31 protein-coding genes are annotated in these 24,660 nt (G+C 60.0%); 16 read left to right on the top strand and 15 right to left on the bottom strand.

Annotated features, from left to right (window positions below; genetic code table 11):
• Positions 1 to 289: 289 nt before the first annotated feature.
• The gene (locus tag KW839_RS02965) at positions 290 to 1,231 is read right to left on the bottom strand and encodes a class I SAM-dependent methyltransferase (RefSeq protein WP_218423354.1); all 942 of its coding nucleotides are present in this window, start codon (positions 1,229 to 1,231) and stop codon (positions 290 to 292) included.
• 276 nt (positions 1,232 to 1,507) lie between these two features.
• Here KW839_RS02965 and KW839_RS02960 point away from each other — a divergent pair, with 276 nt between their 5' ends.
• The 5 genes from KW839_RS02960 to KW839_RS02940 all read left to right on the top strand — a co-directional run bounded on the left by KW839_RS02960 (position 1,508) and on the right by KW839_RS02940 (position 4,605).
• Complete coding sequence (locus KW839_RS02960; RefSeq protein WP_218423353.1) at positions 1,508 to 2,125, top strand: cytochrome b/b6 domain-containing protein; 618 nt, start codon at positions 1,508 to 1,510, stop codon at positions 2,123 to 2,125.
• On the top strand, positions 2,122 to 2,907 hold the full coding sequence (locus tag KW839_RS02955; protein WP_218423352.1) for a molybdopterin-dependent oxidoreductase: 786 nt from the start codon (positions 2,122 to 2,124) through the stop codon (positions 2,905 to 2,907). The genes KW839_RS02960 and KW839_RS02955 overlap by 4 nt, the downstream gene beginning before the upstream one ends.
• A gap of 50 nt (positions 2,908 to 2,957) precedes the next feature.
• The gene (locus KW839_RS02950) at positions 2,958 to 3,221 is read left to right on the top strand and encodes a pentapeptide MXKDX repeat protein (protein WP_218423351.1); all 264 of its coding nucleotides are present in this window, start codon (positions 2,958 to 2,960) and stop codon (positions 3,219 to 3,221) included.
• 223 nt (positions 3,222 to 3,444) lie between these two features.
• Positions 3,445 to 3,849, top strand: coding sequence for a response regulator (locus KW839_RS02945; RefSeq protein WP_060543872.1), 405 nt, complete (start codon positions 3,445 to 3,447; stop codon positions 3,847 to 3,849).
• 87 nt (positions 3,850 to 3,936) lie between these two features.
• Positions 3,937 to 4,605 carry an HAD-IA family hydrolase gene (locus KW839_RS02940; protein WP_060543761.1) on the top strand — a complete coding sequence of 223 codons (669 nt, stop codon included), beginning with the start codon at positions 3,937 to 3,939 and terminating at the stop codon, positions 4,603 to 4,605.
• Between the two features lie 146 nt (positions 4,606 to 4,751).
• On the opposite strand, the gene KW839_RS02935 is transcribed toward KW839_RS02940, so the two are convergent.
• Positions 4,752 to 5,411: an isoprenylcysteine carboxylmethyltransferase family protein gene (locus KW839_RS02935; protein WP_218423350.1), complete on the bottom strand. Its 660-nt coding sequence runs from the start codon at positions 5,409 to 5,411 to the stop codon at positions 4,752 to 4,754.
• A 170-nt stretch (positions 5,412 to 5,581) separates the two neighbouring features.
• A complete protein-coding gene (locus KW839_RS02930) occupies positions 5,582 to 5,881 on the bottom strand; it encodes a DUF2388 domain-containing protein (protein WP_060543760.1) in 300 nt (99 codons plus the stop codon).
• Positions 5,882 to 6,100: 219 nt separating this feature from the next.
• Here KW839_RS02930 and KW839_RS02925 point away from each other — a divergent pair, with 219 nt between their 5' ends.
• Both KW839_RS02925 and KW839_RS02920 read left to right on the top strand, forming a co-directional pair.
• The gene (locus tag KW839_RS02925) at positions 6,101 to 6,697 is read left to right on the top strand and encodes a DinB family protein (protein WP_218423349.1); all 597 of its coding nucleotides are present in this window, start codon (positions 6,101 to 6,103) and stop codon (positions 6,695 to 6,697) included.
• 246 nt (positions 6,698 to 6,943) lie between these two features.
• Positions 6,944 to 7,741, top strand: a complete 798-nt coding sequence (locus tag KW839_RS02920; RefSeq protein WP_218423348.1) for an SDR family NAD(P)-dependent oxidoreductase — start codon at positions 6,944 to 6,946, stop codon at positions 7,739 to 7,741.
• A 110-nt stretch (positions 7,742 to 7,851) separates the two neighbouring features.
• Here the strand turns inward: KW839_RS02920 and KW839_RS02915 are convergent, their stop codons facing one another.
• Together KW839_RS02915 and KW839_RS02910 are read right to left on the bottom strand one after the other, a co-directional pair.
• Positions 7,852 to 9,246: a HAMP domain-containing sensor histidine kinase gene (locus tag KW839_RS02915; protein ID WP_218423347.1), complete on the bottom strand. Its 1,395-nt coding sequence runs from the start codon at positions 9,244 to 9,246 to the stop codon at positions 7,852 to 7,854.
• A complete protein-coding gene (locus KW839_RS02910) occupies positions 9,224 to 9,907 on the bottom strand; it encodes a response regulator transcription factor (protein ID WP_060543871.1) in 684 nt (227 codons plus the stop codon). Before KW839_RS02910 ends, KW839_RS02915 begins: the two co-directional genes overlap by 23 nt.
• Positions 9,908 to 10,056: 149 nt before the next feature.
• On the opposite strand from KW839_RS02910, the gene KW839_RS27505 reads away from it, so the two are divergent.
• Positions 10,057 to 10,392 carry a hypothetical protein gene (locus KW839_RS27505; RefSeq protein ID WP_371318044.1) on the top strand — a complete coding sequence of 112 codons (336 nt, stop codon included), beginning with the start codon at positions 10,057 to 10,059 and terminating at the stop codon, positions 10,390 to 10,392.
• Positions 10,393 to 10,572: 180 nt separating this feature from the next.
• A complete protein-coding gene (locus KW839_RS02905; protein ID WP_218423346.1) occupies positions 10,573 to 11,499 on the top strand; it encodes a hypothetical protein in 927 nt (308 codons plus the stop codon).
• Positions 11,500 to 11,526: 27 nt separating this feature from the next.
• On the opposite strand, the gene KW839_RS02900 is transcribed toward KW839_RS02905, so the two are convergent.
• Positions 11,527 to 11,892, bottom strand: coding sequence for a hypothetical protein (locus tag KW839_RS02900; RefSeq protein WP_218423345.1), 366 nt, complete (start codon positions 11,890 to 11,892; stop codon positions 11,527 to 11,529).
• A gap of 171 nt (positions 11,893 to 12,063) precedes the next feature.
• Here KW839_RS02900 and KW839_RS02895 point away from each other — a divergent pair, with 171 nt between their 5' ends.
• The 3 genes from KW839_RS02895 to KW839_RS02885 all read left to right on the top strand — a co-directional run bounded on the left by KW839_RS02895 (position 12,064) and on the right by KW839_RS02885 (position 14,564).
• Complete coding sequence (locus KW839_RS02895) at positions 12,064 to 12,468, top strand: TraR/DksA family transcriptional regulator (RefSeq protein ID WP_060543754.1); 405 nt, start codon at positions 12,064 to 12,066, stop codon at positions 12,466 to 12,468.
• A gap of 166 nt (positions 12,469 to 12,634) precedes the next feature.
• Positions 12,635 to 14,251, top strand: a complete 1,617-nt coding sequence (locus tag KW839_RS02890) for a methyl-accepting chemotaxis protein (RefSeq protein ID WP_371318036.1) — start codon at positions 12,635 to 12,637, stop codon at positions 14,249 to 14,251.
• Positions 14,252 to 14,360: 109 nt separating this feature from the next.
• On the top strand, positions 14,361 to 14,564 hold the full coding sequence (locus tag KW839_RS02885; RefSeq protein ID WP_218423343.1) for a hypothetical protein: 204 nt from the start codon (positions 14,361 to 14,363) through the stop codon (positions 14,562 to 14,564).
• Between the two features lie 6 nt (positions 14,565 to 14,570).
• Here KW839_RS02885 and KW839_RS02880 read toward each other — a convergent pair whose 3' ends face one another.
• The 3 genes from KW839_RS02880 to KW839_RS27500 all read right to left on the bottom strand — a co-directional run bounded on the left by KW839_RS02880 (position 14,571) and on the right by KW839_RS27500 (position 15,569).
• On the bottom strand, positions 14,571 to 14,810 hold the full coding sequence (locus tag KW839_RS02880; protein ID WP_060543752.1) for a DUF2789 domain-containing protein: 240 nt from the start codon (positions 14,808 to 14,810) through the stop codon (positions 14,571 to 14,573).
• 132 nt (positions 14,811 to 14,942) lie between these two features.
• Positions 14,943 to 15,173, bottom strand: a complete 231-nt coding sequence (locus tag KW839_RS02875) for a hypothetical protein (RefSeq protein ID WP_060543751.1) — start codon at positions 15,171 to 15,173, stop codon at positions 14,943 to 14,945.
• A 147-nt stretch (positions 15,174 to 15,320) separates the two neighbouring features.
• Positions 15,321 to 15,569 carry a hypothetical protein gene (locus tag KW839_RS27500; protein ID WP_082457628.1) on the bottom strand — a complete coding sequence of 83 codons (249 nt, stop codon included), beginning with the start codon at positions 15,567 to 15,569 and terminating at the stop codon, positions 15,321 to 15,323.
• 405 nt (positions 15,570 to 15,974) lie between these two features.
• On the opposite strand from KW839_RS27500, the gene KW839_RS02870 reads away from it, so the two are divergent.
• The 4 genes from KW839_RS02870 to KW839_RS02855 all read left to right on the top strand — a co-directional run bounded on the left by KW839_RS02870 (position 15,975) and on the right by KW839_RS02855 (position 18,266).
• Positions 15,975 to 16,445, top strand: a complete 471-nt coding sequence (locus tag KW839_RS02870) for a hypothetical protein (RefSeq protein WP_371318035.1) — start codon at positions 15,975 to 15,977, stop codon at positions 16,443 to 16,445.
• Positions 16,445 to 16,648 carry a hypothetical protein gene (locus tag KW839_RS02865; RefSeq protein WP_060543749.1) on the top strand — a complete coding sequence of 68 codons (204 nt, stop codon included), beginning with the start codon at positions 16,445 to 16,447 and terminating at the stop codon, positions 16,646 to 16,648. Before KW839_RS02870 ends, KW839_RS02865 begins: the two co-directional genes overlap by 1 nt.
• A 118-nt stretch (positions 16,649 to 16,766) precedes the next feature.
• Positions 16,767 to 17,783 (top strand): ABC transporter substrate-binding protein, encoded by a 1,017-nt coding sequence (locus tag KW839_RS02860; protein WP_218423342.1) that lies wholly within the window; start codon positions 16,767 to 16,769, stop codon positions 17,781 to 17,783.
• A 45-nt stretch (positions 17,784 to 17,828) separates the two neighbouring features.
• A complete protein-coding gene (locus KW839_RS02855) occupies positions 17,829 to 18,266 on the top strand; it encodes a DUF3995 domain-containing protein (protein WP_060543747.1) in 438 nt (145 codons plus the stop codon).
• Positions 18,267 to 18,403: 137 nt separating this feature from the next.
• Here KW839_RS02855 and KW839_RS02850 read toward each other — a convergent pair whose 3' ends face one another.
• The 6 genes from KW839_RS02850 to KW839_RS02825 are packed head-to-tail and all read right to left on the bottom strand — an operon-like array spanning position 18,404 to position 24,467.
• Positions 18,404 to 18,766: a Na+/H+ antiporter subunit G gene (locus KW839_RS02850; protein WP_060543746.1), complete on the bottom strand. Its 363-nt coding sequence runs from the start codon at positions 18,764 to 18,766 to the stop codon at positions 18,404 to 18,406.
• Positions 18,763 to 19,041 carry a K+/H+ antiporter subunit F gene (locus tag KW839_RS02845; RefSeq protein WP_060543745.1) on the bottom strand — a complete coding sequence of 93 codons (279 nt, stop codon included), beginning with the start codon at positions 19,039 to 19,041 and terminating at the stop codon, positions 18,763 to 18,765. The genes KW839_RS02850 and KW839_RS02845 overlap by 4 nt, the downstream gene beginning before the upstream one ends.
• Positions 19,038 to 19,526, bottom strand: coding sequence for a Na+/H+ antiporter subunit E (locus KW839_RS02840; protein WP_060543744.1), 489 nt, complete (start codon positions 19,524 to 19,526; stop codon positions 19,038 to 19,040). Before KW839_RS02840 ends, KW839_RS02845 begins: the two co-directional genes overlap by 4 nt.
• The gene (locus KW839_RS02835) at positions 19,523 to 21,208 is read right to left on the bottom strand and encodes a monovalent cation/H+ antiporter subunit D (protein ID WP_218423341.1); all 1,686 of its coding nucleotides are present in this window, start codon (positions 21,206 to 21,208) and stop codon (positions 19,523 to 19,525) included. The genes KW839_RS02840 and KW839_RS02835 overlap by 4 nt, the downstream gene beginning before the upstream one ends.
• On the bottom strand, positions 21,205 to 21,549 hold the full coding sequence (locus KW839_RS02830) for a Na+/H+ antiporter subunit C (RefSeq protein ID WP_007986256.1): 345 nt from the start codon (positions 21,547 to 21,549) through the stop codon (positions 21,205 to 21,207). Before KW839_RS02830 ends, KW839_RS02835 begins: the two co-directional genes overlap by 4 nt.
• Positions 21,549 to 24,467 carry a monovalent cation/H+ antiporter subunit A gene (locus KW839_RS02825; protein WP_218423340.1) on the bottom strand — a complete coding sequence of 973 codons (2,919 nt, stop codon included), beginning with the start codon at positions 24,465 to 24,467 and terminating at the stop codon, positions 21,549 to 21,551. The genes KW839_RS02830 and KW839_RS02825 overlap by 1 nt, the downstream gene beginning before the upstream one ends.
• Positions 24,468 to 24,660: the final 193 nt, after the last annotated feature.

Here is a 24,660-nt window from a genome sequence, read left to right as displayed (position 1 = left end):
GAGAAATTAATTAACTGACACACCGCTTTCGCGAGCAAGCCCGCTCCCACAAGGGGGAGTGTTGAATTCAAGGTAAAAAAAGAGCCTCAAAGCTCTTTGATGGGGAGGAAGTAGAGCCCTCGAGGCTCAAGATGCGCGTGAAGCTAAGGGGTGAGCTTATAAAGGTTCAGTGCACTCACCCACTGCGCAACGGTTTGAGCCATCAAACGATTGCGCAGGTTTATCGTAAAAAGACCTAGTGTTTTGCTCAAGTACCGCTAGTCGCATCCACCCCCGGCCGGGCGCCCGATTAATCCTGCAGTTTGAACACCAACGCCTTCAATCCACACTCCAGATCGGCATCGGGAAACTCCGGCGGATTGTCCAGACGTTGCTCGAAGCGCAAGCCCGGTGCCTCACGGGTAACGCCGTCGATGAGGAAGTCGGCACCGAACGCCGGGTCGTTCATGCAGGCCAGCACCGTACCCTGTGGGCTGAGCAACTCTGGCAAACGCCGCAGGACGCGCTGGTAGTCCTTGGTCAGCAGGAAACTGCCTTTCTGGAACGACGGCGGGTCGATGATCACCAGGTCGTAAGGGCCTTTGCCGATCACCTTGCCCCAGGATTTGAACAGGTCATGGCCGAGAAAAGTCACCTTGCTCAGGTCGTGGTCGTTGAGCCTGTGGTTGTCGCGACCACGGTTCAGGGCCGGGCTCGACATGTCGAGGTTGACCACGTGGCTCGCACCGCCCTCGATGGCCGCCACCGAGAAGCCACAGGTGTAGGCGAACAGGTTCAACACACGCTTGCCTTGGGCATTTGCCCGTACCCAGTCGCGGCCGTAGCGCATGTCGAGAAACAGCCCGGTGTTCTGTTTGCGGCCCAGGTCCACCCGGTATTTGAGGCCACCTTCGGCGATGTTCATTTCCTCGATGACGTCGCCGAGCAGCCATTCGGTGGTGCTTTGCAGCAGGTAGCGATGTTGCAGCAACAGCGTATGGGCACCGGACAGGGCCCACTGCGGCGACTGGCTGATCTCTATCAGCAGTTGCTTCAAGTCTTCCAGTTGCTCAGCTTCCGGCTCCTTGAACAGCGCCACCAACACCACGCCCTGCAACCAGTCCACGGTCAATTGCTCCAGCCCCGGCCAGCAGCGGCCACGACCGTGGAACAGGCGGCGGGTTTCGGCGGGTGGCGTTGCCAGTGCCGTCAACAAGTGGTCGTGAAGGGTGGCGAGGGACTCTGCGTTCATGGGTCTGGGTCGGCAATTTGCGGGGGCGGCATTTAACCATAGTTGCCCCATCGGCGGGCCACACAAAACCCCTGTAGGAGCGAGCAGGCTCGCGATGGTCGTAAACGAAGACACTGGAGGCCTGACACCCCACGGCGCTCTCAGGTTAATCGCGAGCGTGCTCGCTCCTACAGGGGTACGCAGGCAGTTATCACGTTTAATTTAACTTTACGTGAGGATTTGGCGAACACCCGGCTTCCATACTCGGCTCCAACGAACATCAACCCGGAGCCGGACATGTCGCAGTCAACTGCCACACCCAAGGCCAGTCATCCACGCTGGCTACGCCTGACCCATTGGCTCAACGCCGTGGCGGTGCTGGTAATGGTCACCAGCGGTTGGCGCATCTACAACGCCTCGCCGATCTACGAGTTCAGCTTTCCCGCCTCGATTACCCTCGGCGGCTGGCTCGGCGGGGCCCTGCAATGGCACTTCGCAGCGATGTGGTTCCTGGCGATCAACGGTCTCATCTATCTGGCCTGCAATCTGTTCAGCGGCCGATTGCAACGGCGCTTTTTCCCGGTGTCGCCCAAAGGCGTGCTGCATGACCTGAGCGCAGCGGTGCGGGGCAGGCTGGGGCACGCCGACCTGAGTCATTACAACCAGGTGCAACGGCTGGCGTATCTGTTCGTGATGGTCGACATCATCCTGTTGGTGCTGTCGGGGCTGGTGCTGTGGAAGTCGGTGCAGTTCCCGCTGCTGCGTGAATTGCTGTGGGGCTACGAAGGCGCACGCCGTGTGCACTTCTTCGCCATGGCGCTGTTGGTGGCCTTCGTCGCGTTGCATCTGCTGATGGTCGCGCTGGTTCCAAAAACGTTGCTGGCCATGATTGTCGGTCGCAAGGAGCACGTATGAAAAAGCCCATTCAAGGGTCGGCGCTGGACGAGTCATCCATCCTGACCGACGCCCGGAAAATCCTCGCCCCGCAGATCGAGGACCGCTCACGCCGTTCGTTCCTGCTGCGTGGCCTGACCCTCGGAGGCGTGGCCATGTTGTCCGGCTGCAACCTGACCGACAACGACAGCGTCGAGAGTGCGTTGTCCTCCATGTCGCGATTCAACGATCGGGTGCAGGGCTGGCTGTTCAACCCCAACGCCATGGCGCCGACCTATCCGCAGTCGATGATCACCCGGCCGTTTCCGTTCAATGCCTTTTACGGCATCGACGAAGCGCCGACGGTGGAGGAGGAGGGTTATCGGCTGGAAGTCACCGGCCTTGTCGCCGACAAGCGCAGCTGGCGCCTCGAAGAACTGCGCGCCATGGCCCAGACCGAGCAAATCACCCGGCACATCTGCGTGGAAGGCTGGAGCGCGATCGGGCGTTGGGGCGGGGTGCGTTTCAGTGATTTTCTCAAGCGCGTCGGCGCCGACACCGATGCCAAATACGTCGGCTTCAAATGCGCCGATGACTACTACACCAGCATCGACATGGCCACCGCACTGCATGCGCAAACCCTGCTGGCGCTGACCTGGGACGGTGCGGTGTTGCCCCGTGAATATGGCTTCCCGATGAAGCTGCGCATGCCCACCAAGCTGGGCTACAAAAACCCCAAGCACATTCAGGCGATTTTCGTCAGCAACACCTACAGCGGCGGCTACTGGGAAGACCAGGGCTACAACTGGTTCGGTGGCAGTTGACGGGCACCTGGTTGTTTCTACCTTTCCCCAATGCATCAAGGAGTTTCATCATGAAAAAGTTGGCCACCGTTGTTCTGTCCATGTGCCTGGCCGTTGGCGCCGCTTGCGTTTTCGCAGCGGACACGATGAGCAATGACAGCATGAGCAAGGATTCGATGTCCAAGGACGCGATGTCCAGGGACGCAATGAAAAAGGATTCCATGTCCAAGGACTCGATGAGCAAAGACAGCATGTCCAAAGATGCAATGAGCAAGGACGCGATGAAGAAAGACAGCATGTCCAGGGACACCATGAAAAAAGAAACGTCGCAGTAAGTCCTGGTCGCCCCAACCTCTGTGGGAGCTTGCAACCATCCACCCTGCAAGTGTCAGGGTCAGTCTGGAATCGGGCTGGCCCTGCTGCAATGACGGCTACTTTCAAAGTATTCGTCGTGCGCCTCTATCAAAAATGAATTTCCTCCGAGTCCGCTGCTCATACCTTGTAGGTAGCGGAGTAGAGCCCGCGAATTCATTTATGCAATCAGGGAGCGGCATGGTCATGAGTCGAGATTCGACGACGGGCGAACATCTTCCTGGCGGGTTGATTCTGGTGGTTGAAGATGATCCGCTGATCCTGGAGTTTCTCTGTGAAATTCTGCAAGAGGAAGGCTTTGTGGTTGAACCACAAAGCAGTGCGGACGCGGCCTCGCAGTACCTGGAAGAACATGCCACGCGAGTGCGCATGTTACTGACGGACATCACCATGCCCGGCACGCTCAATGGTGCGGACCTGGCCAATCAATTTGGCGATCGCTGGCCGGAAAAACCGATCATGATCATGTCCGGCTTTGAAACGCCAGCCAGCTCCGGGGTGCGGCATGCGGTGTCATTCATCAAGAAACCCTGGGCCATCGGGCAATTGCTCGATTGCGTGCAAGGTGCCCTGAACCCGCTCCGCCACTGACACAACCTACAGGGGGTGTGTACCGCGACATCGGGGGGGGATGTTACATTGCCGGGCAACTCTGCCCGGCACCTGTGAGGTTCTCTTTTGTCTGCCCTTGAATCGGTTTTCAACACGGCCTATCGCGCGTTTCTGTTCGATATGGACGGTACCGTCCTCACCTCCATTGCCGCCGCCGAGCGAGTCTGGGCCACTTGGGCGGTGCGCCACGGGGTCGATGTCGAGACTTTCCTGCCAACCATCCATGGTGCTCGTGCCATCGACACCATCAGTCGCCTGGGGTTGCCCGGGGTGGATGCCCAGGCGCAGGCGCAGTGGATCACTGCAGCCGAGATCGAAGATGTCGATGGGGTGACCGAAGTGGCGGGCGCGGCGGCTTTTCTCAAGTCGCTGCCGGCCCGACAGTGGGCCATCGTCACCTCTGCACCGCGGGCGCTGGCGCTGCGCCGTATGGCAGCGGCCGGGATCCCGGAACCTGCGGTGATGGTGACCGCCGAGGACGTTAGCGCGGGTAAACCCGATCCTGCCGGTTACCGGCTTGCGGCTCGCAAGCTGGGGGTCGAGATCAGTGAGTGCCTGATCTTCGAGGATGCTACGGTGGGGATTCTCGCTGCTGAAGCCGCACGCGCGGATCTGGTCGTCATCACGTCAACCCATGATCATCCGATTCAGACGCCACATGCGACGCTGGTGGACTATGAGTCGGTCGCCGTTTGCCTGAAATCCGGTGATCAAATTCAACTACAAAATACCTGACCAGCACCATCCGCCCTGTGGGAGCGGGCTTGCTCGCGAAAGCGCAGTGCCAGTCGACAACACTGCCCGCTGACACTGCGCTTTCGCGAGCAAGCCCGCTCCCACCGGGATAACGTTCCAAATCACGCAGGGGCACTGTGTTCAAGCTAGTAAAGGCCGGGGATCAGTCGCCAGCTGCGGCTGCAATAGATCTCGTATTCACCGCCAAACTGCGCTTTCAGCAAGGCTTCTTCCGAGTGAATACGGGCAATCAGCGGGATCAGCATCAGCGCCGTCAATAACAAGCCAACCCCCGAACGAAAGGCCAGTGCCCATCCCAGGCCTATGATCAGCATTCCCAAGTAACTGGGGTTGCGCAGGTTGCGGTAGATCCCCTCGGTTACCAGCCTGTGCCCAGGCTGGATCGCCACCAGCCCGCTGAAGCGCCTGCCCAGCACGAACACCGGCCACAGGCGCAATGCGCCGCCAATGATGAACAACAACGCCCCGAGCCAGCGCACACCTTCGCCACCGAATGTCCAGAAATCAATGCGGTCGGTGTAGGCCGGCAGGAAGCCGCTCAATATACCGAGTACGCCAAGGGCCGGGATCACCCAGCGATTGGCCCGGTCTTCACGCTCACCCGGACTCAGGCTGGCCTCGGTAAACAGCGAAGCCACGGCCATGACCAGTGTGGCGAGGGCCACGACGATCAGCGATCCATGGGCGAAAAACGCACTGAATCCACCCAGGCCCCAGACCGCAAGCCCGAGGTAGGCGAGAGTGCCGACAATGGCGAGCAACGCCATTCTGGCCGAGAGTTTCATGAGGCCTCCACTGTCGGAGCTGCCGCAGGCCGCGATCTTTTGCTCTTGAATTTTATCTGTGTTGGCTTTCAATGCCCCAAGATAAACAGCAAAAGGTCGCAGCCTGTGGCGACCCCTGCACAGCTGTCACGGGCCTTGCCGTGGGTCGATCTTCAATGATCGGCAACGCCTTACTGAACGAGGATGGCGCGGGCCAGGTCTTCGTCACTGGTGTTGTTGAGTTCGGGATGGTCCTGACGAATCGTCTGTAATACCGACTCCAGGTAGGCACCCCGGATCGCGCCGTCACTGGCCACGAAACTGGAGGCGTCATCCCGGGCGGGAATCATCAGTTTGTGGTCTTTGAAGGTCGAGTACAGCGACGCGGACACACCCGCGGACGTGGCAACGTCTTCGGCGTCCACGTCGGCCATGGCCGAACCGAAGGGCAAACAAAATACCAGCGAAGCAAGGATAAATAGACGGCGCATGACGGTGTCCTCCGACAGCGTGAAGCATAAGGGATGTACCACACTATTTAGGATGCGCGACGATCGGCAGGAGTTCCCTGCGGGTGCGACATACATTTTGTGGTGGCAGAAATTCATTGTCCGGTGCAGGCCGATATTTTCTACCGATGATCAGCGTATGGGCTGCCAAAGCCTATCGGGTCTATGCTAGGGAGTGCGCATCGCCATCGGAGAACTCTGATGATTACCGCACGCACTGCCTGCCTGCTCGCCGATTACAAACGCTGGGCCAATCAGCGGCTGTTTGACAGCCTCATGGCGTTACCGCCCGGAGAGGTCAATAAAGAGCGAATATCGGTGTTCAAGAACATGGTCGGCACGCTCAATCACGTGTTCGTTGTGGACTGCATCTGGCGGGCCCACCTCGAAGGCCGGGGGCACGACTTCAAGACCTCGCATGATCTGCTGCATGCCGAGCTGTCTGAATTGCACAGGGCGCAAAAAGAAATCGATCACTGGTACTGCGACTGGTGCGCCCGGCAAACCGATGCCTCGCTGGACAAACCCATCGAATTCACCTTTGTCTCGGGCGAAAGCGGCTCCATGAGCGCCGGCGCCATGTTGATGCATGTGGTCAACCACGCCAGCTATCACCGTGGCTGGGTGGTGCAGATGTATTTCGAGATTCCGGCCATGCCCCCGGTGACCGACATGCCGGTGTACCTGCGCGATTCCGACCCGGCATGGGTTCGATTGCCTAGTGCCCCGGCAGTGGAGCCGACATGTGCTGTGCAGTTTTCCAGCGCAACCAGCGTTCTGCCGGATCGTTATCGTTGACGCCGTTCCAGAACATCGATAGCTCGGACAGGTTGATGTCGAACGTCGCGTCATCGGCACGCAGTTGACCAAGTCGATATCCAGACTACGCTGGCGCAGACCTTCGAGCTGGTCCGCCGAGCGCAGAGGATTCCTGCGGCTTTACGTCAACTGACGGGCGAGGTGAAGCAGGTTTGCGGTCGAGCCGCGTTGCCGGGTCAAAAGTTCGCAGCCTTTGGCAGTTCCTACATTGAGGGGTGGTGACGTATGAAAATTGATTTGAGCGGGAAACTGGCGATCGTCAGCGGCAGCACGGCGGGCATTGGCTTGGGTATCAGCAAGGCGCTGGCCGAATCCGGCGCTACCGTGGTGGTGATCGGTCGCGACACGGCCAAGGTCGAACAGGCTCTGGCGAGCATTCGCCAGCAAGTGCCCGGTGCACAGTCGCGTGGTCTGACCGCGGACCTGGGCACGGCAGAAGGCGCCGACAAACTGTTCGCCGCCGAACCCCGGGCCGACATCCTGGTGAACAATCTGGGGATCTACAACGCGGTGGATTTCTTTGAGACGCCCGACAGTGAGTGGGCGCGCTTCTATGAGGTCAACGTGATCTCCGGTGTGCGCCTGTCGCGGCATTACGTGCCGGACATGGTCAAGCAGGGCTGGGGACGGGTAATTTTCCTGTCTTCGGAATCCGGGATCGCCATTCCGGCCGACATGCTCAATTATGGCGTGACCAAAAGCGCCAACCTCGCCGTTTCCCATGGATTGGCCAAGCGGCTGGCGGGCACCGGGGTGACGGTCAATGCGATCCTGCCCGGTCCGACGTTGACCGACGGAGTGGAACTGATGCTCAAGGATGCCATTGCCAGGTCGGGCCGCAGTGTTCAGGAGGAAGCCGATGACTTCGTACGCAACGCTCGGCCGACTTCGATCATCCAGCGCGTGGCCAATGTCGAGGAAGTGGCGAACCTGGTGGCGTACATCGCTTCGCCGTTGTCGTCGGCCACCACTGGTGCTGCCTTGCGGGTCGACGGTGGCGTCGTCGACAGTATGGCCATCTGAACCTGATTGATCGGGAGAGCATTGACCCTGCGGGCGAGCCCCCTCGCCACACAAGCCCCCCCTAGCCACAAAAAAATCGCCCGCCACAGGGGGCTTGGTCGTCATTAAGATCAGGCCTGAGGAATCAGCCGCTGCCGACAATCAAGCACCAACCGCGCCCCCCCCAGCTCACTGCTACCTACCTCCAGGGTAAATCCATGCAGGCTGACAATGGCTGCGACGATCGACAGCCCCAGGCCGAATCCGCTTTTGAGATTGCCCGCTTCAGCGCGGTAGAAACGCTGGAACACCGCTTCGCGTTCGGCCTCGGGAATGCCGGGCCCGGAGTCGAGCACTTCGATTTTCGTGTGGCCGCCCGCGTCTGTCCCGCGCAGAATCACCTGGCCCCCGGGTGGGGTGAATTTGATCGAGTTGCTCAACAGATTCGCCACTGCTTCAAACAGCAGGGCGCGGTCGCCATTAAGTGGTGGCAAAGTCCCCGGCAGCTGCAATTGGAAAACCAGGCCATCGTCTTCTGCCAGGGGTAAATAGAAGTCATGCAGTTCCTGCAGCAGCGGTGTCGGGTCGAGCTGCACGAAGCCGGAACGGCGCTGACGGTCTTCGAGTTCGGAAATCCGCAGTAATCCCCGAAAGCGCGCCATCAGCGTGTCGGCCTCGCCGAGTACCAGATCCAGCTGTGCCGCCTCTTTGGAACCTTCACCGGCCTGTTGTTGCATGCGGTAGAGCTGCGCACGCAGGCGGGTCAGGGGTGTGCGCAGGTCGTGGGCGATGTTGTCGCACACCCCCTTGACCTCGTGCATCAGGCGCTCGATACGTTCGAGCATGGCGTTGACGATGGCGGCGAGCATGTCCAGTTCGTCGCGCCGGTTGGACAGCGGCAAGCGCCGCGTCAGGTCGCCGGCGACTATGGCTTCGGCGCTGGCCTGAATCGCGCGTATGCGTTGCAGCGGACGCCGGCGCAGCAAATGCCAGCCAATGATGCCGGGGATTATGGTCAGGGTCGCACCCCAGAACAGGGCATGCAGGATTATCCGGGTTACGGCGAACAGCGAGCCGTTGTCGCGCACCAGCACCAGCCAGCGGCCGTCCCGGGTTTGGGTCGCCACCGCGTCGCAGCTGTCGGCGGGCAGGGTCGGATCGTCGGAACCGGCACAATCGCTGAGCATGTGGATCTTGCCGTCCAGCGGCAGGCCGTAGGGGATGTGGCGCAGGGCGCCATTGAGGTAGCGGAGCTCGGCATCGAACAAACCGTAGGCATCGACGCCGCGAATATCGAACGTCATGCTGACGGCGAGGGCGTCCGCCAGTTGTTCGCCGGAGAAATGCGAAAACAGATGCTGGCGTTGCATCAGCGAATGTTTGGCCAGGTTGTCCAGATAGCTCGATACCTCGTAGTACATCACCCCCATGAGGCTCGCGCTCCAGATCACGAACAGTGAACTGTAGAGCGCCAGCAGGCGGCTGCTGGAGGAGCGCCAGCCTTTAGACGGGTTCGGCAATGACATAACCCGAGCCTCTCACGGTCCGAATCAACGGGGCATTGCCAGGTGGGTCAATCTTCTTGCGCAGGCGGCCGATGTGGACATCGATCAGGTTGGTGCCGGGATCGAAGTGGTAACCCCAGACCTCTTCGAAAATCATCATTCGCGACAGGATCTGCCCGCTGTTGCGCATCAGGAATTCCAGCAGCTTGTATTCAGTGGGCAGCAGCGTCAGCAACTGGCCGTCGCGGCTGGCTTCGTGGCTGATCAGGTTCAGTTCCAGATCGGCCACGCGCAACGTGGTGGCCTGGGCGGTCACGGTGTTTTGCCGACGCAGCAGGACTTCGACCCGGGCGGCCATTTCATCGGTGGCGAAGGGTTTGGTCAGGTAATCGTCGCCACCTGCGCGCAAACCGCGGACCCGCTCATCGACGTCGGAAAGGGCGCTGATCATTAGAATAGGCGTGGCCACGCCCATGGTCCGCAGGGTGGTGACGATCGCCAGGCCATCGAGTTCCGGCAACATGCGATCGAGGGTGATCAGGTCATAGTCACCGCTGACTGCGCGCTCAAGACCCTCACGGCCATTGTCGACCCAGTCCACGTCCAGGCCATGGTTGCTCAGTTCAGCGACAATTTCCCGGGCGGTCACGGCGTCGTCTTCAATGGTCAGGATGCGGGTCATAGGGTTGGCCTGATAATCGGTTTGATACGAAGTTGCGAGCATTTTGCCAAGAATTTCCTCTCGCTTAATAAATTAACTTTCATGTTGGTGTGGCGCCGCCTGGGTGGATTGATATCATTAGGCCATGACTTCAGGTGGGAAATTTCATTGTGCGCACTTTGTTCCGTCGCGGCTGGTTGCCGGCAAGTTTGTTGTTGCTCAGTGTCTTGAGCTCACCGGCCTGGGCCGGTAATACCCCATGCTCCGGTAAAAAGGGTGGGATTGATCGCTGCGATGGTGACCTGTTCCTTTGTAATGACGGCTCGATAAGTGGCTCCAAAAAGAGTTGTTCAGCGATGTTCGGCAATAAAAGCCAGGCCCGTCCCCAAGCCTTTGTTGGTGATGGTGAAGGTTGCACATGTGGCACGGGTTCATTCTGCACGGGCCCCCGGGGCGGGGTGTACTGCCTGACTCCTGGCGGTACTAAAAGCTATAAGCGCAAATGAACAATGCATAAAACCCGTTCAACATAACCGTTCCTTGCAATTTGCAAGGGCCTGGTTAGTTCAAATTTTTTAAGTTTTTGAATTTTAAGGATTTATTCCAAGAGAGCGACTGGCACGGTGGCTGCAATTCCTTGATCGAAGAGTTGTAACACTTTCTTTCATGCCTGGAGCGATACAACGATGAATAGATCCTCTGATGGTTTCTACCCTGGGGTAGATGAATCCAGCACGCTTAGCGGCGTGTCCTGGGGGGCGATTTTCGCCGGGGCGGCCGCTGCGGCGGCGTTGTCGCTGATTCTGGTTCTGCTCGGCTTCGGCCTGGGCTTTTCGGCAGTGTCGCCTTGGGCCCACGAAGGCGTGAGTGCCAAGGGTCTGGGGATCTCCACCATCGTCTGGCTGGCCTTCACGCAAATCGTTGCATCGGGACTCGGTGGGTACATTGCCGGGCGGCTGCGGGTGAAGTGGGCGTACATGCATGGCGATGAAGTTTATTTCCGTGATACGGCCCATGGTTTTCTCGCCTGGTGCGTAGCCACTCTGGTGACTGCAACTCTGGTGGCCGGTTCGGTCAGCAGCATTGTCAGTGGCGGTGTACAGGCCGGTGCCAATGTTGTCGGCGGCGCAGCGAGCACCGCGACTCAAGCCATGGGGACTGCCGCCGGCAATACTGACAGTGATCAATACGGCTACTTCGTCGACAGTCTGTTTCGCGATGATCGCCCGGCCGCCGTCAGTGATGACGCTGCCCGCGGCACCGTAACCCGCATCTTTGTGCGCAACCTGGGCAATGACGGTCAACTGGCCGCCGAGGACCGGACCTACCTGGCACAAATGGTTGCACAGCGGACCAACCTGACCCAGGCCGATGCCGAGCGTCGAGTCGACGAAGTCTATGCCCGCACCCAAAAAGCCGTGGTCGACGCCAAACTGGCCGCGCAGCAAGCCGCCGACACCGCCGCCAAGGTCGCCGCCTGGACCACCTTGTGGATGTTCGTTGCCTTGTTGATTGGCGCGTTCTTCGCCAGCCTTGCCGCTACCTTAGGCGGTCGTCGTCGCGATGCGGTGGTTTATCTGGAAACCGACACCTACGTGACCACCCCACGTTAATTCAGGAGAAATACCATGCGCTCATTACTACTGTTTTTTCTCGGCGTGCCAATCCCGATCATCATCCTGATCGCCCTGTTCATGCATTAATATCCTGAGGCACATGCCCCTGCCGCTTCTGCCATAGGCAGAAGCGGCGTTTTGGCTTTTGATGTCAGGCCTATCCATCAACGTCTCACGGTCGTCAAAACGATGGGTAAACCCCGGTTGATTTGCCGGGCTGCAAAAGGCGTCCACCCGCGCAGGTTCCCGGGGAAATCCTCGATGGTGCCGCTGCAGGAGAGGCCGTTTGTCTTCTATATACAGCCGCGCGATTGAATTTCTTGCTATAAACGCAATCCGATTAACGGCCTGAAGCCTGCCGCAGAGCATTTTCAGGGCCTTGTCGGACAAATTCGCTGTCTTTTCAGTTGCTGATGCCTCAAGTCGGCCTTAGACTGCCGCCCCTCGTAAATTGAGTGCCGGGTGGCGCTTGGAAAAAATGGCGCCTTTCCGATGGCCTGCCCAGGTCTGCCGGAACGCTCCCTTATTCGCCTTAATGCACGTTTTTTTATAGAGATATCAATGACAAAGGACAAGTTGCTGGCCATGCCGGCGGACGACTACATGAACTCCGAGCAACATGCTTTTTTCTCCGAGCTGTTGCAGAACATGAAAGTCGAAACCCATGAGCGCATCGAGCAGAACCGTATCGCCATCGAGAGTCTGGACACCCCGGCTGACCCGGCTGACGCGGCTTCGGTCGAAGAAGAGCGCACCTGGCTGGTAAACGCGATCGATCGCGACCAGCGCATGCTGCCTCAGTTGGAACAAGCGCTGGAACGCATCAAAGAAGACAGCTTTGGCTGGTGCGACGACAGCGGCGAGGCGATCGGCCTCAAGCGCTTGCTGATCAGCCCGACCACCAAGTACTGCATCGAAGCTCAGGAACGTCACGAGCAAATCGACAAGCACCAGCGTCAGGCCTGATTCTGCGAGGCAGCCAGTGATCATCTGGCTGCCTTTGCTTTTCGCCGTTTTTACAAAATCCCGGTACTTCTGCTGACCCGCCCCAACCCCCCTACTAATGGACCATGGATAATGGCTATGTAGTGGCGTTAACTGCGGGTACAACAATTAGAAGCTATCCGGGGTGATGAAGATGACGAGAGAAGGATCTCTGGTTGCAGCAGTGCCTGCACCAGTGCTTTTGCCGAAGAACCGCTGGCTGACTCCAACACTGCAAAGCATCGCCCTGATACTGTTGTTGGGCGGCATGACGGTCAGTGGCTGGTCGCTTTACCTTGGCCTGCCACTGGCCGTGCTGATTATCTGGCTGCCGCGACTGCGCTCGCGCAGCACTGCCGAGGCCGCTCCTGCCGATGACGCTGACGCCATCGGTGCCCTGACGCGTGATCTCTCCTGCACCACTAGCCACAACGCGCTATCCGCCGCCGGGGTTGCCTTTTCCGTTCGCCAACTGGCAGCCAGGGTGCAATCACAGCTCGGGGCCGCTGCGCAGGTTGTCAGCAACGCGCAGGTGCTGATTGCCACCGAACAAGCCACCTCGTCCCATAGTCGTCAGGCCCTGAGTGCCGCCAGCGAGAGTCATGAGAGCGCTGTGGCCGGGCGTGCGGAGCTGATTGAATCCATCGCGCAGATGCAACAGCTCAGCCAGCGCGCCAATAGCAGCCGCGAGCTGATTGAGGCCTTGAGCCTGCGCAGCGACGATATCCAGCGCGTGACCCTGGTCATTCAATCCATCGCCAGTCAGACCAACCTGCTGGCGTTGAACGCTGCGATTGAGGCGGCGCGTGCCGGGGAACACGGCCGCGGCTTTGCTGTGGTGGCCGATGAAGTCCGCGGTCTCGCTGCGCGCACGGCGACTGCCACCGGCGAAGTCGGGGAGATGGTGGCCGATATACGGCAGCGCACCGCGCAAGTGGTGGAGCAGATCCGGCAACTATCCAGCGACCTGGTCAGCGGAGTCGGCCAGATAGAGATTACCGGCCAGCATCTGGACAACATTGCCCGTCTGACGGCCAGTGTCGAAAGTCAGGTAGGGGAAATCGCCCAAGGTGCGCAGACCAACCGTGAACAATTCGACAGCCTGTTCCTGGCCATCGAGCAGATGCGCGGCGACCTGGCGATCAGCGATCAACAGACCCGGCGCCTCGCCGAAGCAGCGGTGCAAATGGAAGGCCAGGCCGAAACCATCAGCGAACGCCTTGCAGAGGTGGGTCTTGATGACTATCACCAGCGCGTTTACGACCTCGCCCAGGAAGGTGCGGCACAGATCGCAGCGCGTTTTGAAGCGGACGTCGAGGCAGGCTGCATCAGCCTGGACGACCTGTTCGATCGCACCTACCAGGCGATCGCCAATACCAGCCCGGCAAAATTCCAGACACGCTTCGATCGATATACCGATCAAGTGCTGCCAGGCATACAGGAACCCCTGTTGTCGCGCCATGAAGGGCTGGTGTTCGCCATCGCCTGTACTCAGCAGGGTTATGTGCCCACCCATAATCGTGCGTTCAGCCAGCCATTGACCGGCGATGCGCAAGTTGATGCCGTACACAATCGCACCAAGCGCAAGTTCGCCGACCGCACCGGGATTCGCTGCGGCAGCCATCAGAAGGCCGTGCTGTTGCAAACCTATACCCGTGACACCGGTGAGCTGATGCACGATCTTTCGGTACCGATCATGCTCAACGGTCGCCACTGGGGCGGGTTGCGTCTGGGCTACAAGCCGGAAAATGCGTCGGCAGGGTAATTGTTACTCGCTTTGCAACACAGCTGTGCAAGGCATGGCTGTTTCCTCCACGGAAAACTTATTAACATGCCTACATAGTTAGGTTGCTAATGAAGTTTGGACGGTCAGTATGCAATGCAAAGTTGATGTCGCAGTCATGATTGGCAGCGGTGTGCCTGCCACCCTGCGCACGTTGGGGCGCAGCGTCTGCTGGGTGGTATTGCTCAACGGCGAGCGCCGGGGTACGGCGTTCTCCAGTCGCGATGAAGCAGAGGAGTGCAAGGCTGCCTGGCTGGCGAGATTGGACGCCGGCAAGCCGGACAGCCTGCATTGAGTGACGTCAGTGTGTCTGATGCATGCGCAGGTTGAGGTCATCGACCACCCGCGCCCAGTCAGCGTCTTCACGTAGTTGTTCTTTCAGGAAACCGGCTTGTTGCGGTGTCCAGAAGTCGGCATCGATAAGTTTCTTGTCGTCGGGGAGCGGGGAATGACTGGCAATGAAATCGTCGATAGCTTTCTGATTGGAGTCCAGGCCTAGCTGGTCGAACAGGCCTTTCAAGTCGTGGGTCGGTGATTCCATCTTCATCTCCTTGCAGTTGGTCAGTCGCAATCGGTATGAAAGCGCGGCTTCACTGCATCTGAGGAAGCCGCGCTGGCGGAGTTCGATCCTGATGCCAAAACTTAGAGCAGAGCATAGACGCTAACTTGACCGTCAGGCTTTCAATGCTCCTGCATCGACGGCGGCTTTGAGGGCCTTGGCCGATTCCTGCGCGGCAATGGCGGCGACATCCGGGGTCTTGAACCAGCGATCCTTTTCGACCTGATGGTAGGTCACGGTCTTGAGCGGTGGCTTGGCGCGCATGACAATCACTGCCTGAAATTCACCGTCGAGCTCTCTGGCTTCGCCCCGGATAAAAAACTCGCCGATATCAAATTCCGTCACGTAGCAGCCTTCCCTTGAAAATATATTATTGTATTCAACACATCCCAGCGGTCGGAGACGTGTTTGATTGGGCCGGCAGTATGGCAGTAGTTGCCCGCTGGCGGCTGAGTTAAGTCGCCGGGCTGACGAAACGGTACTGTTGGCCAATCATATTCGTGATTCGAAAGAGCGGGCCAGAGCACAGGCTTCGTTATGGCTGGCTCGGAAACCTCTTACGCAGCCCGTGGAAATTTCCCTGATGTGGAAGAAGGCATTGCCCGCCAGAACCACCTGGAAACGAGCCCCTGCCACGACCTCGTCAGGCCGTTCAGGGCTGCGCAGCTGTGCCGGACAGGCATTCGACGGCGTCGGCGGGAGGGTAGCAAAGGGTTGGGCGAAGTGTGTCAGCGTGCACATATGAAGTCCTTTTCAATGTTTACCGAAGTGTTTACGTCGTTTTGGGTAGTCTGCAACAGCATCGCTGCTCTAGAATTGCCGCCGCTGGTGGGTGACAGATGGTTATCTAAAGCAATTTTTTGCTAGCGATATGTAGGAAATGTGCTTTTCTTTTTAGGTTTTTTCCTTGATGTTGATAGTCCGGATTTTTCTGACCGTAAATAGGCGTTTTCCTTCAACCTTTGTCGAACGCCTGTCAGGACGATGCGAGTGACGCTCCAGTAGTCTCTCAGACTCGTGATAAATGAGTGCACTGCTCATTCAGGTATCAACCCGGGTTCTTTGGCTTCACCTTCGGCATTGCCGCTTTTTTGGCCGCGCGCTTTTCCTGCGTGCGGCACCATTAACAGATGTGGGGATGTTTCCTTGGCAGTAAGTAATCTCGATATGCATGCTTTGTTCGTGCTGGGCGATCTGCGCGCAAAGCTGGTTAAACAATTTCAGTCACGTTTCGTTTACATCACCGAACAGAACGCTGAAGGCATCTACATTGCCGAAATCGACACCGATTCAGCCCTGGTGGTGGACGACAAACCGGGACTCAAACTCAAGGTCGGCGATCATTTCAGCGCCTCGGTGCTACCGAGTCGCGAAGGCGGCAAGCTGGAGATCCGGTTCCGCGACATCAAACTCACGGTCTACGGTCTGGGCGATTACGCTTTCGTGACCACTGCCGACGGTGAGGCGATCGTGTTCAAGGAAGGGCACAACGTGGTGACGGTATTCGCCGCGAATCAACAATTGCAGGAAAACCTGACCAAGACCCTGAAGGCCGTGACTGCCAAGGCAGCCAAATGGCGCAAGGGCGAACTGGTGACCTTCAAGGCCAGCGAGTAATGACGCTGTCCCGCGCCGATTTCCACGCACGGAACCTGGCCGGCGCGCAAAGCGAAGCACTGCGGCTGTTTGAGCAGCGGGCCGTTCTGCAGGGAGCCTGGCTGAGCTGGGTGGCTTCACAGATTTACCTGTTGCGACCGGCGGAGTACGCCAGCATGGTCAGGAAAGAGCTGATGCGTTTGCAGGAAATTTCCGAAAATTGAATCACGCCCCTCGAAAGCAGGATCCTCTACTACAGTCAATTGACTGAGTATTTTGAGGCTTTGCGGTCTTCTGCCAGGCCATCCTGCTATTGCTGTGAACAGCACGAGGTGCAAAAGCATGAACGGATTTCGACGGTTGCTGGCTGCGGTGCTGGCCACTATCGGGCTGCTGGCAAGCCCGGTCCCGGTGTCCGCCGCCCAGGCGCCGATCCACTTTGCCGATCTGAACTGGGAAAGCGGCAGCCTGATTACCGATGTCCTGCGCATCATTGTCGAGAAGGGCTACGGGCTGCCGACCGATACCTTGCCGGGTACCACCATTACCCTGGAAACCGCACTGGCCAACAACGATATCCAGGTCATTGGTGAAGAATGGGCCGGGCGCAGTCCGGTCTGGGTCAAGGCGGAGGCCGACGGCAAGGTCGTCAGTCTGGGCGACACGGTCAAGGGCGCCACCGAGGGCTGGTGGGTACCGGAGTATGTGATCAAGGGCGATCCGGCCAAAGGCATCAAGCCAATGGCACCGGACCTGCGCAGTGTCAGCGACCTTCCGCGCTACAAGAACGTGTTTAGTGACCCGGAAGCTCCGGACAAGGGACGTTTTCTCAACAGCCCGATCGGCTGGACGTCGGAAGTGGTCAACAAACAGAAGCTCAAGGCCTACGGTCTGGAAGACAGCTATGTGAACTTCCGCAGTGGTTCGGGCGCGGCGCTGGATGCGGAAATCAGTTCGTCGATTCGGCGTGGCAAGCCGGTGCTCTTCTATTATTGGTCACCCACGCCGTTGCTCGGCCGCTTCAAGCTGGTCCAACTGGAGGAGCCACCGTTCGATGCCGAGGCCTGGAAGACCCTGACCGACGCCGATAACCCCAACCCGCAACCGACTCGTTCACTGGCTTCCAAGCTGTCCATCGGTGTGTCCACCCCGTTCCAGAAACAATACCCGCAAATCGCCGAGTTCTTCTCCAAGGTTGATTTTCCGATCGAGCCGTTGAACAAGGCCCTGGCCGAGATGAGCGAGAAACACACTGCGCCGCGTCAGGCCGCGCAAGCGTTCATGAGGGCACACCCGGATGTCTGGCAGGCCTGGGTGCCCAAGGACGTGGCGGATAAAGTTGCTGCCGATCTCGAATGATTACGTGCTCTATGTCTGGGCATTCTCCTTCCAGGATTCGCATTCATGACCTTGATGTTAGCGCGGTGGCTGGTGGCGATCTTTGCAGTGATCAGCCTGGTGCATGTGTATTGGGCGCTGGGTGGCGAGTGGGCGGCGGTGGCGGCAGTCCCGCAGGTGCCGGAGGAGGGCAGTAAACAACTGCGCCCGGCCTTCAAGCCGCGAGGCTGGATCACGCTGCTGGTGGCTGGCGCGTTGCTGTTGATTGCTCTGCTGGTGTGCTTGCGGGTCGGCTTGTGCCTGCCACAAGTGAATCACGGGTGGCTGCAGTGGCTGATCAGCGCCGTTGCACTTTTACTGTTCGCCCGGGCCATCGGCGATTCGGAACTGGTGGGGTTTTTCAAGGAGGTCAAAGGCTCGCGGTTCGCCTGGCTGGATACCTGGGTGTACTCGCCGTTGTGTGTGATGCTGGGGGCGGGGTTGCTGGTGGTTGCCTGGGTTTGACTGGCTGGCCCCTTCGCGAGCAAGCCCGCTCCCACAGGTGATCGCTGTCGTACACAAGTTTTAAGCTTGCTGAAGATTTCCTGTGGGAGCGGGTTTGCTCGCGAAGGGGCCATTCCTTGCTCCACAAGAACTCCTGATCAGCTCCCGCTCTCTGTGCGCCGACTGGATACCTCGGCCGGCACATCATCCCCGGCCATGCGCTTGCGAAACAGCGCCGCCCGGGCCAGCAGCAAAGTAGTCACGGGCACGGTAATCGCCAGCAGGATAGGGATCAGCCAGGCGTGCAGCACCGGCCCGGACTTGAGCGCCGAAAAGTAGATGATCGAGGCCAGCGCCACGCTCCAGGCTCCCAGTGTCGAGGCCAGTGCCGGCGGGTGCATGCGCTGGAAGTAATCCTTCATGCGCAGCAGGCCGATGGCACCGATCAGCGCGAACAGGCTGCCGCAGACCAACAGGATCGCCACCGGGATTTCCACCCATAAAGACAGTTGTGCGTTCATTCGATCACCTCGCCACGCAGGAGGAATTTCGCCAGGGCGAACGAGCCGACAAAACCGAACAGCGCAATCAGCAGCGCCGCCTCGAAGTAGGTGTCACTGGCGTAGCGAATGCCCAGTGTCAGCATCATCAGCATGGCGACGATGTACAGGTAGTCCAGGGCCAGCACCCGGTCCTGGGCAGACGGCCCCTTGAACAGGCGGATCAGGGTCAGAATCATCGCCAGGGAAAACACAAACAGGCTCAGCAGGATCGCGTTCGACAGCAATGGGCTCATTCGAAGATCTCCATCAACGGGCGTTCATAGGTCGCCTTGAAGTGCTGGATGAACAGCGCCTCGTCGTCCAGGTCGAAAACGTGCAGCAGCAGGATGCTTCGGTCCAGGGCCAACTCCGACCAGATCGTGCCGGGCACCACCGTGGTGATCATCGACAGTGCAGCCAGCCCGTTGGCATCACGCAGGTCCAGTGGCACCTTGATGAAGCGTGAGCGCGGTGGGCGACGACCCGCATTGAGCACGTTCCAGGCCACGGCGAGATTGGACACCAGCACATCGCGACCGACCACCAGGATCAGGCGCAGGATCACCCCTGGCCGGCGAATGCGCACATGGGACGGACGCAGCCTGCGCATCATCAGGGGTGCACAGAAACCCAGCGCCGCGCCCAGCAGCAGGTTACCCGGGCTCATCGACAGGTTCAGCAGCAACCACAGCAGCCATAGGGATAGCGACAGCCATGGCGCAGGGAACAGGCGCTTCATGGTTGTACCTCCAGCATCGCAGCCGGGGCTGTCGGGTTCGGTACCACCCGGGTATCGAGCACGGCATTGACGTATTGCTGCGGGTTGTTCAAGGCATCGGCAGCGGCCTGGGTGAAGCGCAACAGCGGCTCGGCCTTGAAGGTCAGCGCAATGCTCAGGCCCAGCAGGGCGAATATCGGCACGCACTCCAGACGCCGCAGCAGCGGCGATGGACGTTCCGCGGGGGTCCAGAAGCGCTGGATGCCCAGGCGCGAGAAGGCGATCAACGACGCCAGCCCCGACACAATCAACAGGACCAGCAGAGCCCATGCGGCGTTCGATATCGGTGTGTTGCCGCTATCGCCCAGCCCCAGTGGATTGAGCAGGGCGTTGAGCAGCCCGAGCTTGCCGATGAAACCGGAGAGTGGCGGCATGCCGATGATCAGCAAGGCGCAGGCAATGAAACCCAGGCCGAGAAACGCCATGGTCCAGGGAATCACCTGGCCGACCACTACTTTTTGATCGTCGTCGAGGTTGATGCCTTTGGGTGGATGCAGGGACTCCAGGGGGCGCGGCAGCAGTCCGGCTTCGTCCTCCAGTTGGATTTCGTTGGCCGAGCGCGAGCGCTCGATCAGCTCGGCGAGCAAAAACAGCGCGCTCAATGCCAGGGTCGAGCTGACCAGATAAAACAGCGCGGCGCCAATCAGGTTCGGCTGGGCGAAACCGATGGCCGACAGCAAGATCCCCGCCGATACCAGAATGCTCAGGCTGGCCATGCGCTCCAGGCGTTGTGCGGCGAGAATGGCGATGGCCGCGCAGACGATAGTGGCCATGCCGCCGTAGATCAGCCAGTCACCACCAAAAAACGCCGACGCGCCGGCCTGGGCAGAGAACAGCAGGGTCCACAGGCGCAGCAAGGTATAGATGCCGACCTTGGTCATGATCGCGAACATCGCCGCCACCGGTGCGCTCGCCGCAGAGTAGGCCGGCACCAGCCAGAAGTTCAGCGGCCACATTCCGGCCTTGGCCAGGAACGCCACCGCGAGAATGCCCGCACCGGCATGCAGCAAGCCGCGGTCGGCGTCCGATACCAGCGGGATCTTCAGCGCCAGGTCGGCCATGTTCAGGGTGCCGGTGACCCCGTAGATCAACGCCGCGCCAATCAGGAACAGCGACGAGGCCAGCAGGTTGATCGAGATGTAATGCAGCCCCGACGACACCCGTGCCCGCCCCGAGCCGTGCAGCATCAGCCCGTAGGACGCGGCCAGCAGCACTTCGAAGAACACGAACAGGTTGAACAGATCCGCTGTGAGGAAGGCGCCGTACAGGCCCATCAACTGGATCTGGAACAAGGCATGGAAGCTCGAACCTGCGCTGTCCCAGCGGGCCATGGCGAACAGCAACGCGCTGACACCGATGATTCCGGTCAGCACCAGCATCAGTGCCGACAGGCGATCGACCACCAGCACCAGGCCGAATGGCACCTGCCAGTTGCTCGGCAGGTAGACGCCGATCGAACCGGGTACGCCGGTAGTTTGCGTCCATTGCAACAGTGCCACGGCAATGCCCAGCCCGAGCAGGCTGGAGAGCAGGTTGATTTTCGCCTTCAGCGGGCGGTGTTTTTCGCCGAGCATCAGCATGATCGCCGCGGTCAACAGCGGCAGCAGGATCGGTGCGACGATCAGGTGAGTCATCGCCATCATTCCTTGGGCTCCCGGCCATCCACGTGGTCGGTGCCGGTCAGGCCCCGGGACGCGAGCAGCACCACCAGGAACAGTGCGGTCATGGCGAAGCTGATGACGATCGCGGTCAGGACCAGCGCCTGTGGCAACGGATCGGTGTAATGCAACAGGTCCTGAGGCACACCGTCCTTGATGATCGGCTCCTTGCCAATGAACAGGCTGCCCATGCTGAAGATGAACAGATTGACGCCATAGGACAGCAGGCACAGGCCCATGACCACCTGGAACGTCCGAGGCCGCAGGATCAGCCAGACGCCGGACGCGGCCAGTACGCCGATGGCGATTGCGATGACTTCTTCCATCAGACGGCTCCCTTGGCTGCAGCGGTTTTAGGCTGGGCAGCGGTTTTGTGACCCCGTACCGATTGGTGGGCGAGGGCGGTGAGGATCAACAGGGTCGAACCGACCACCACTGCGTATACGCCGACATCGAAGAACAGTGCGCTGGCCAGGTGAATGTCGCCCAGCAGCGGCAGGTCGAAATGCCAGGTATGGGTGGTCAGGAACGGATATCCGACCGCCATTGCGCCCAGCCCGGTCATCGTCGCGAACAGCAGTCCGGTGCCCATCCAGCGCAGCGGACGCAGGCTCATTTGCGCCTCGACCCACTGGGTGCCGGCCACCATGTACTGCAGGATGAACGCCACCGACATCACCAGCCCCGCGACGAATCCGCCGCCGGGCTGATTGTGCCCGCGCATGAACAGGTAGAACGACACCACCAGGGCCACCGGCAGCAGCAGGCGCACCAGCACCGCCGGCACCATCATGAAACCGAGTGCGGTGTCGCTGGCGTGACGCGGGTTGACCAGATCTGTGACCACGTCCGGTGCCAGCAAACGCTGCTGGGCCGGCAGTTGCAGGCTCTCTTTCGGTGGCCGGAAGCGGCGCAGCAGGGCGTACACGGTCAGCGCCACGGCCACCAGCACGGTGATTTCACCGAGGGTGTCGAAGCCGCGGAAATCCACCAGCATCACGTTGACCACGTTGCTGCCACCGCCCTCGGGCAAGGCGCGGCTCAGGTAGAACGAGGAAATGTCGTTTGGGGTCTGGCGGGTCAGCATGGCGTAGGCCAGCAGAGCCATGCCGACGCCGACCGAGGTCGACAACAGCAAGTCGCGAATACGCCGTACCCGCGCCCGGCGCAGGCTGCCCGGCAACGGCGAGACTTCTTCGATCCGTCGCGGCAGCCAGCGCAGACCCAGGAGGATCAGTACCGTGGTCACCACTTCGACGGCCAGTTGCGTCAGCGCCAGGTCCGGCGCCGAGAACCAGACGAACGTGACGCAGGTCATCAGGCCGCAGACGCTGACCATGGTCAGGGCGGCGAGTCGGTGGTACTTGGCCTGATACGCAGCGCCAAGGGCGCAGGCGATGGCCAGCAGCCACAGGGTGACGAACACGATCGACCCGGGGATCTTCGGCCGTTCACCCCAGCTCAGGCTGCTGTGCAACATCGGGATCAAGCCGGCCAGCACGGCGGCCAGCACCATCAGGAACAACTGCGCTTGCAGGCGCCGGGTGCCGAGCAGTTGGTCCAGGCGGCGAGCCATGCGCATCTTGATGACCAGGCCGCACTCGAACAGGCGCTTGCCGTCAAACCGGCCAATAAGCGGCGGACGGGTGATGCGCCCGCGCTTGAGCTGATTGCGCAATAGCAGGTAGAGCAGGGTGCCGCAGGACAGGGCAATCAGGCTCATGATCATCGGTGCGTTCAAGCCGTGCCAGATCGCCAGGCTGTACGCTGGCAATGTACCGCCAACCACCGGTTGTGCCGCGGCGGCGAGCAGCGGGCCGACCATCTGGGCCGGGAAAATACCCACCAGCAGGCAGGTGAACACCAGCAATTCTACCGGAGCACGCATCCACCGCGGCGGCTCGTGGGGCGTGTGGGGCAGGTCGGTGGCAGGCGGGCCGAAGAACACATCCACGGTAAAACGCAGGGAGTAAGCGACGCTGAACGTGCCGGCGATGGTGGCGACGATCGGCAGTGTCAGTTCAACCCAGGCCGTGGCGTTGATGAACACGGTTTCGGCGAAGAACATCTCTTTGGAGAGGAAGCCGTTGAGCAGCGGCACGCCGGCCATCGAGGCACTGGCGACCATGGCCAGGGTCGCGGTGTACGGAATCAGCTTGATCAGGCCGCTGAGCTTGCGGATGTCGCGGGTGCCGCTTTCGTGGTCGATGATCCCGGCGGCCATGAACAGCGAGGCCTTGAAGGTGGCGTGGTTGAGGATGTGGAACACCGCGGCCACGGCGGCCAGGGGGCTGTTCAGGCCGAGTAGCAGGGTGATCAGGCCCAGGTGGCTGATGGTCGAATAGGCCAGCAGGCCCTTGAGGTCGTTCTGGAACATCGCGCAGTAAGCGCCGAGCAGCAGGGTGCAGGCGCCGGCGCCGCTGACGATGTAGAACCATTCTTCACTGCCGGAAAGCGACGGCCAAAGCCGTGCGAGCAGGAATACCCCGGCCTTGACCATGGTCGCCGAGTGCAGATACGCCGAGACCGGTGTCGGCGCGGCCATGGCGTGGGGCAGCCAGAAGTGGAAGGGGAATTGCGCGCTTTTGCTCAGGGCGCCGATCAGGATCAGGGGCAGGAGGATGGGGTAAAGGGCATGGGCACGAATCAGCTCGCCGGCGGCCAGGACCTTGTCCAGGTCATAGCTGCCGACCACATGGCCGAGCAGCATGACCCCCGCCAGCAGGCACAAGCCGCCCGCGCCAGTCACCATCAGCGCCATGTAGGCGCCACGGCGGGCATCGGCGCGGTGGTGCCAGTAGCCGATCAACAGGAATGAGAAGAGGCTGGTCAGTTCCCAGAAAAACACGATCTGGATGAGGTTGCCGGAGATCACCAGGCCGAGCATGGCCCCCATGAACGCCAGGAAAAACGCGAAGAAGCGCGGCACCGGATCGTCCGGCGACATGTAGTAGCGGGCGTACAGCGACACCAGCGTGCCGATGCCCAGCACCAGTATGGAAAACAGCCAGGCAAAGCCGTCCATGCGCAGGACGAAGTTCAGCCCGAGGCTGGGCAACCAGAAGAATTCTTCGCGAATGACGCCGCCATGGGCGATCTGCGGGTACAGCAGGGCGACCTGGACTGTGCCGATCAAGGCGACCAGGCCTGCCAACAGGGACTCGGCATTGCGGGCGTTGTGCGGCAACACGGCCGCCAAACAGCTGCCAATGAATGGCAGAAGCAGTAGAACTATCAGGGACATAGGCTTCTAATCTGCGGAAGTTTGTGAAGCATCATACGTGCCAGTTCGCGGATCACCAAATGCGAAGCTGTCGCAGAATCCTACAAGATAGACGGAAAAGCCTTGTCCAACTTTGTTTCAGGGGGATGATTACAGCGGGGGCTGCCCCATCGCGAGCAGGCTCGCTCCCACAAGTCTGCAGGTGAACATAATT

This window comes from Pseudomonas sp. PDM31, assembly GCF_019218965.1.
Classification (GTDB): Bacteria; Pseudomonadota; Gammaproteobacteria; order Pseudomonadales; family Pseudomonadaceae; genus Aquipseudomonas.
The sequence above is the reverse complement of the archived record's forward strand: the minus strand, read 5'-3'. Positions and strand labels throughout refer to the sequence as shown.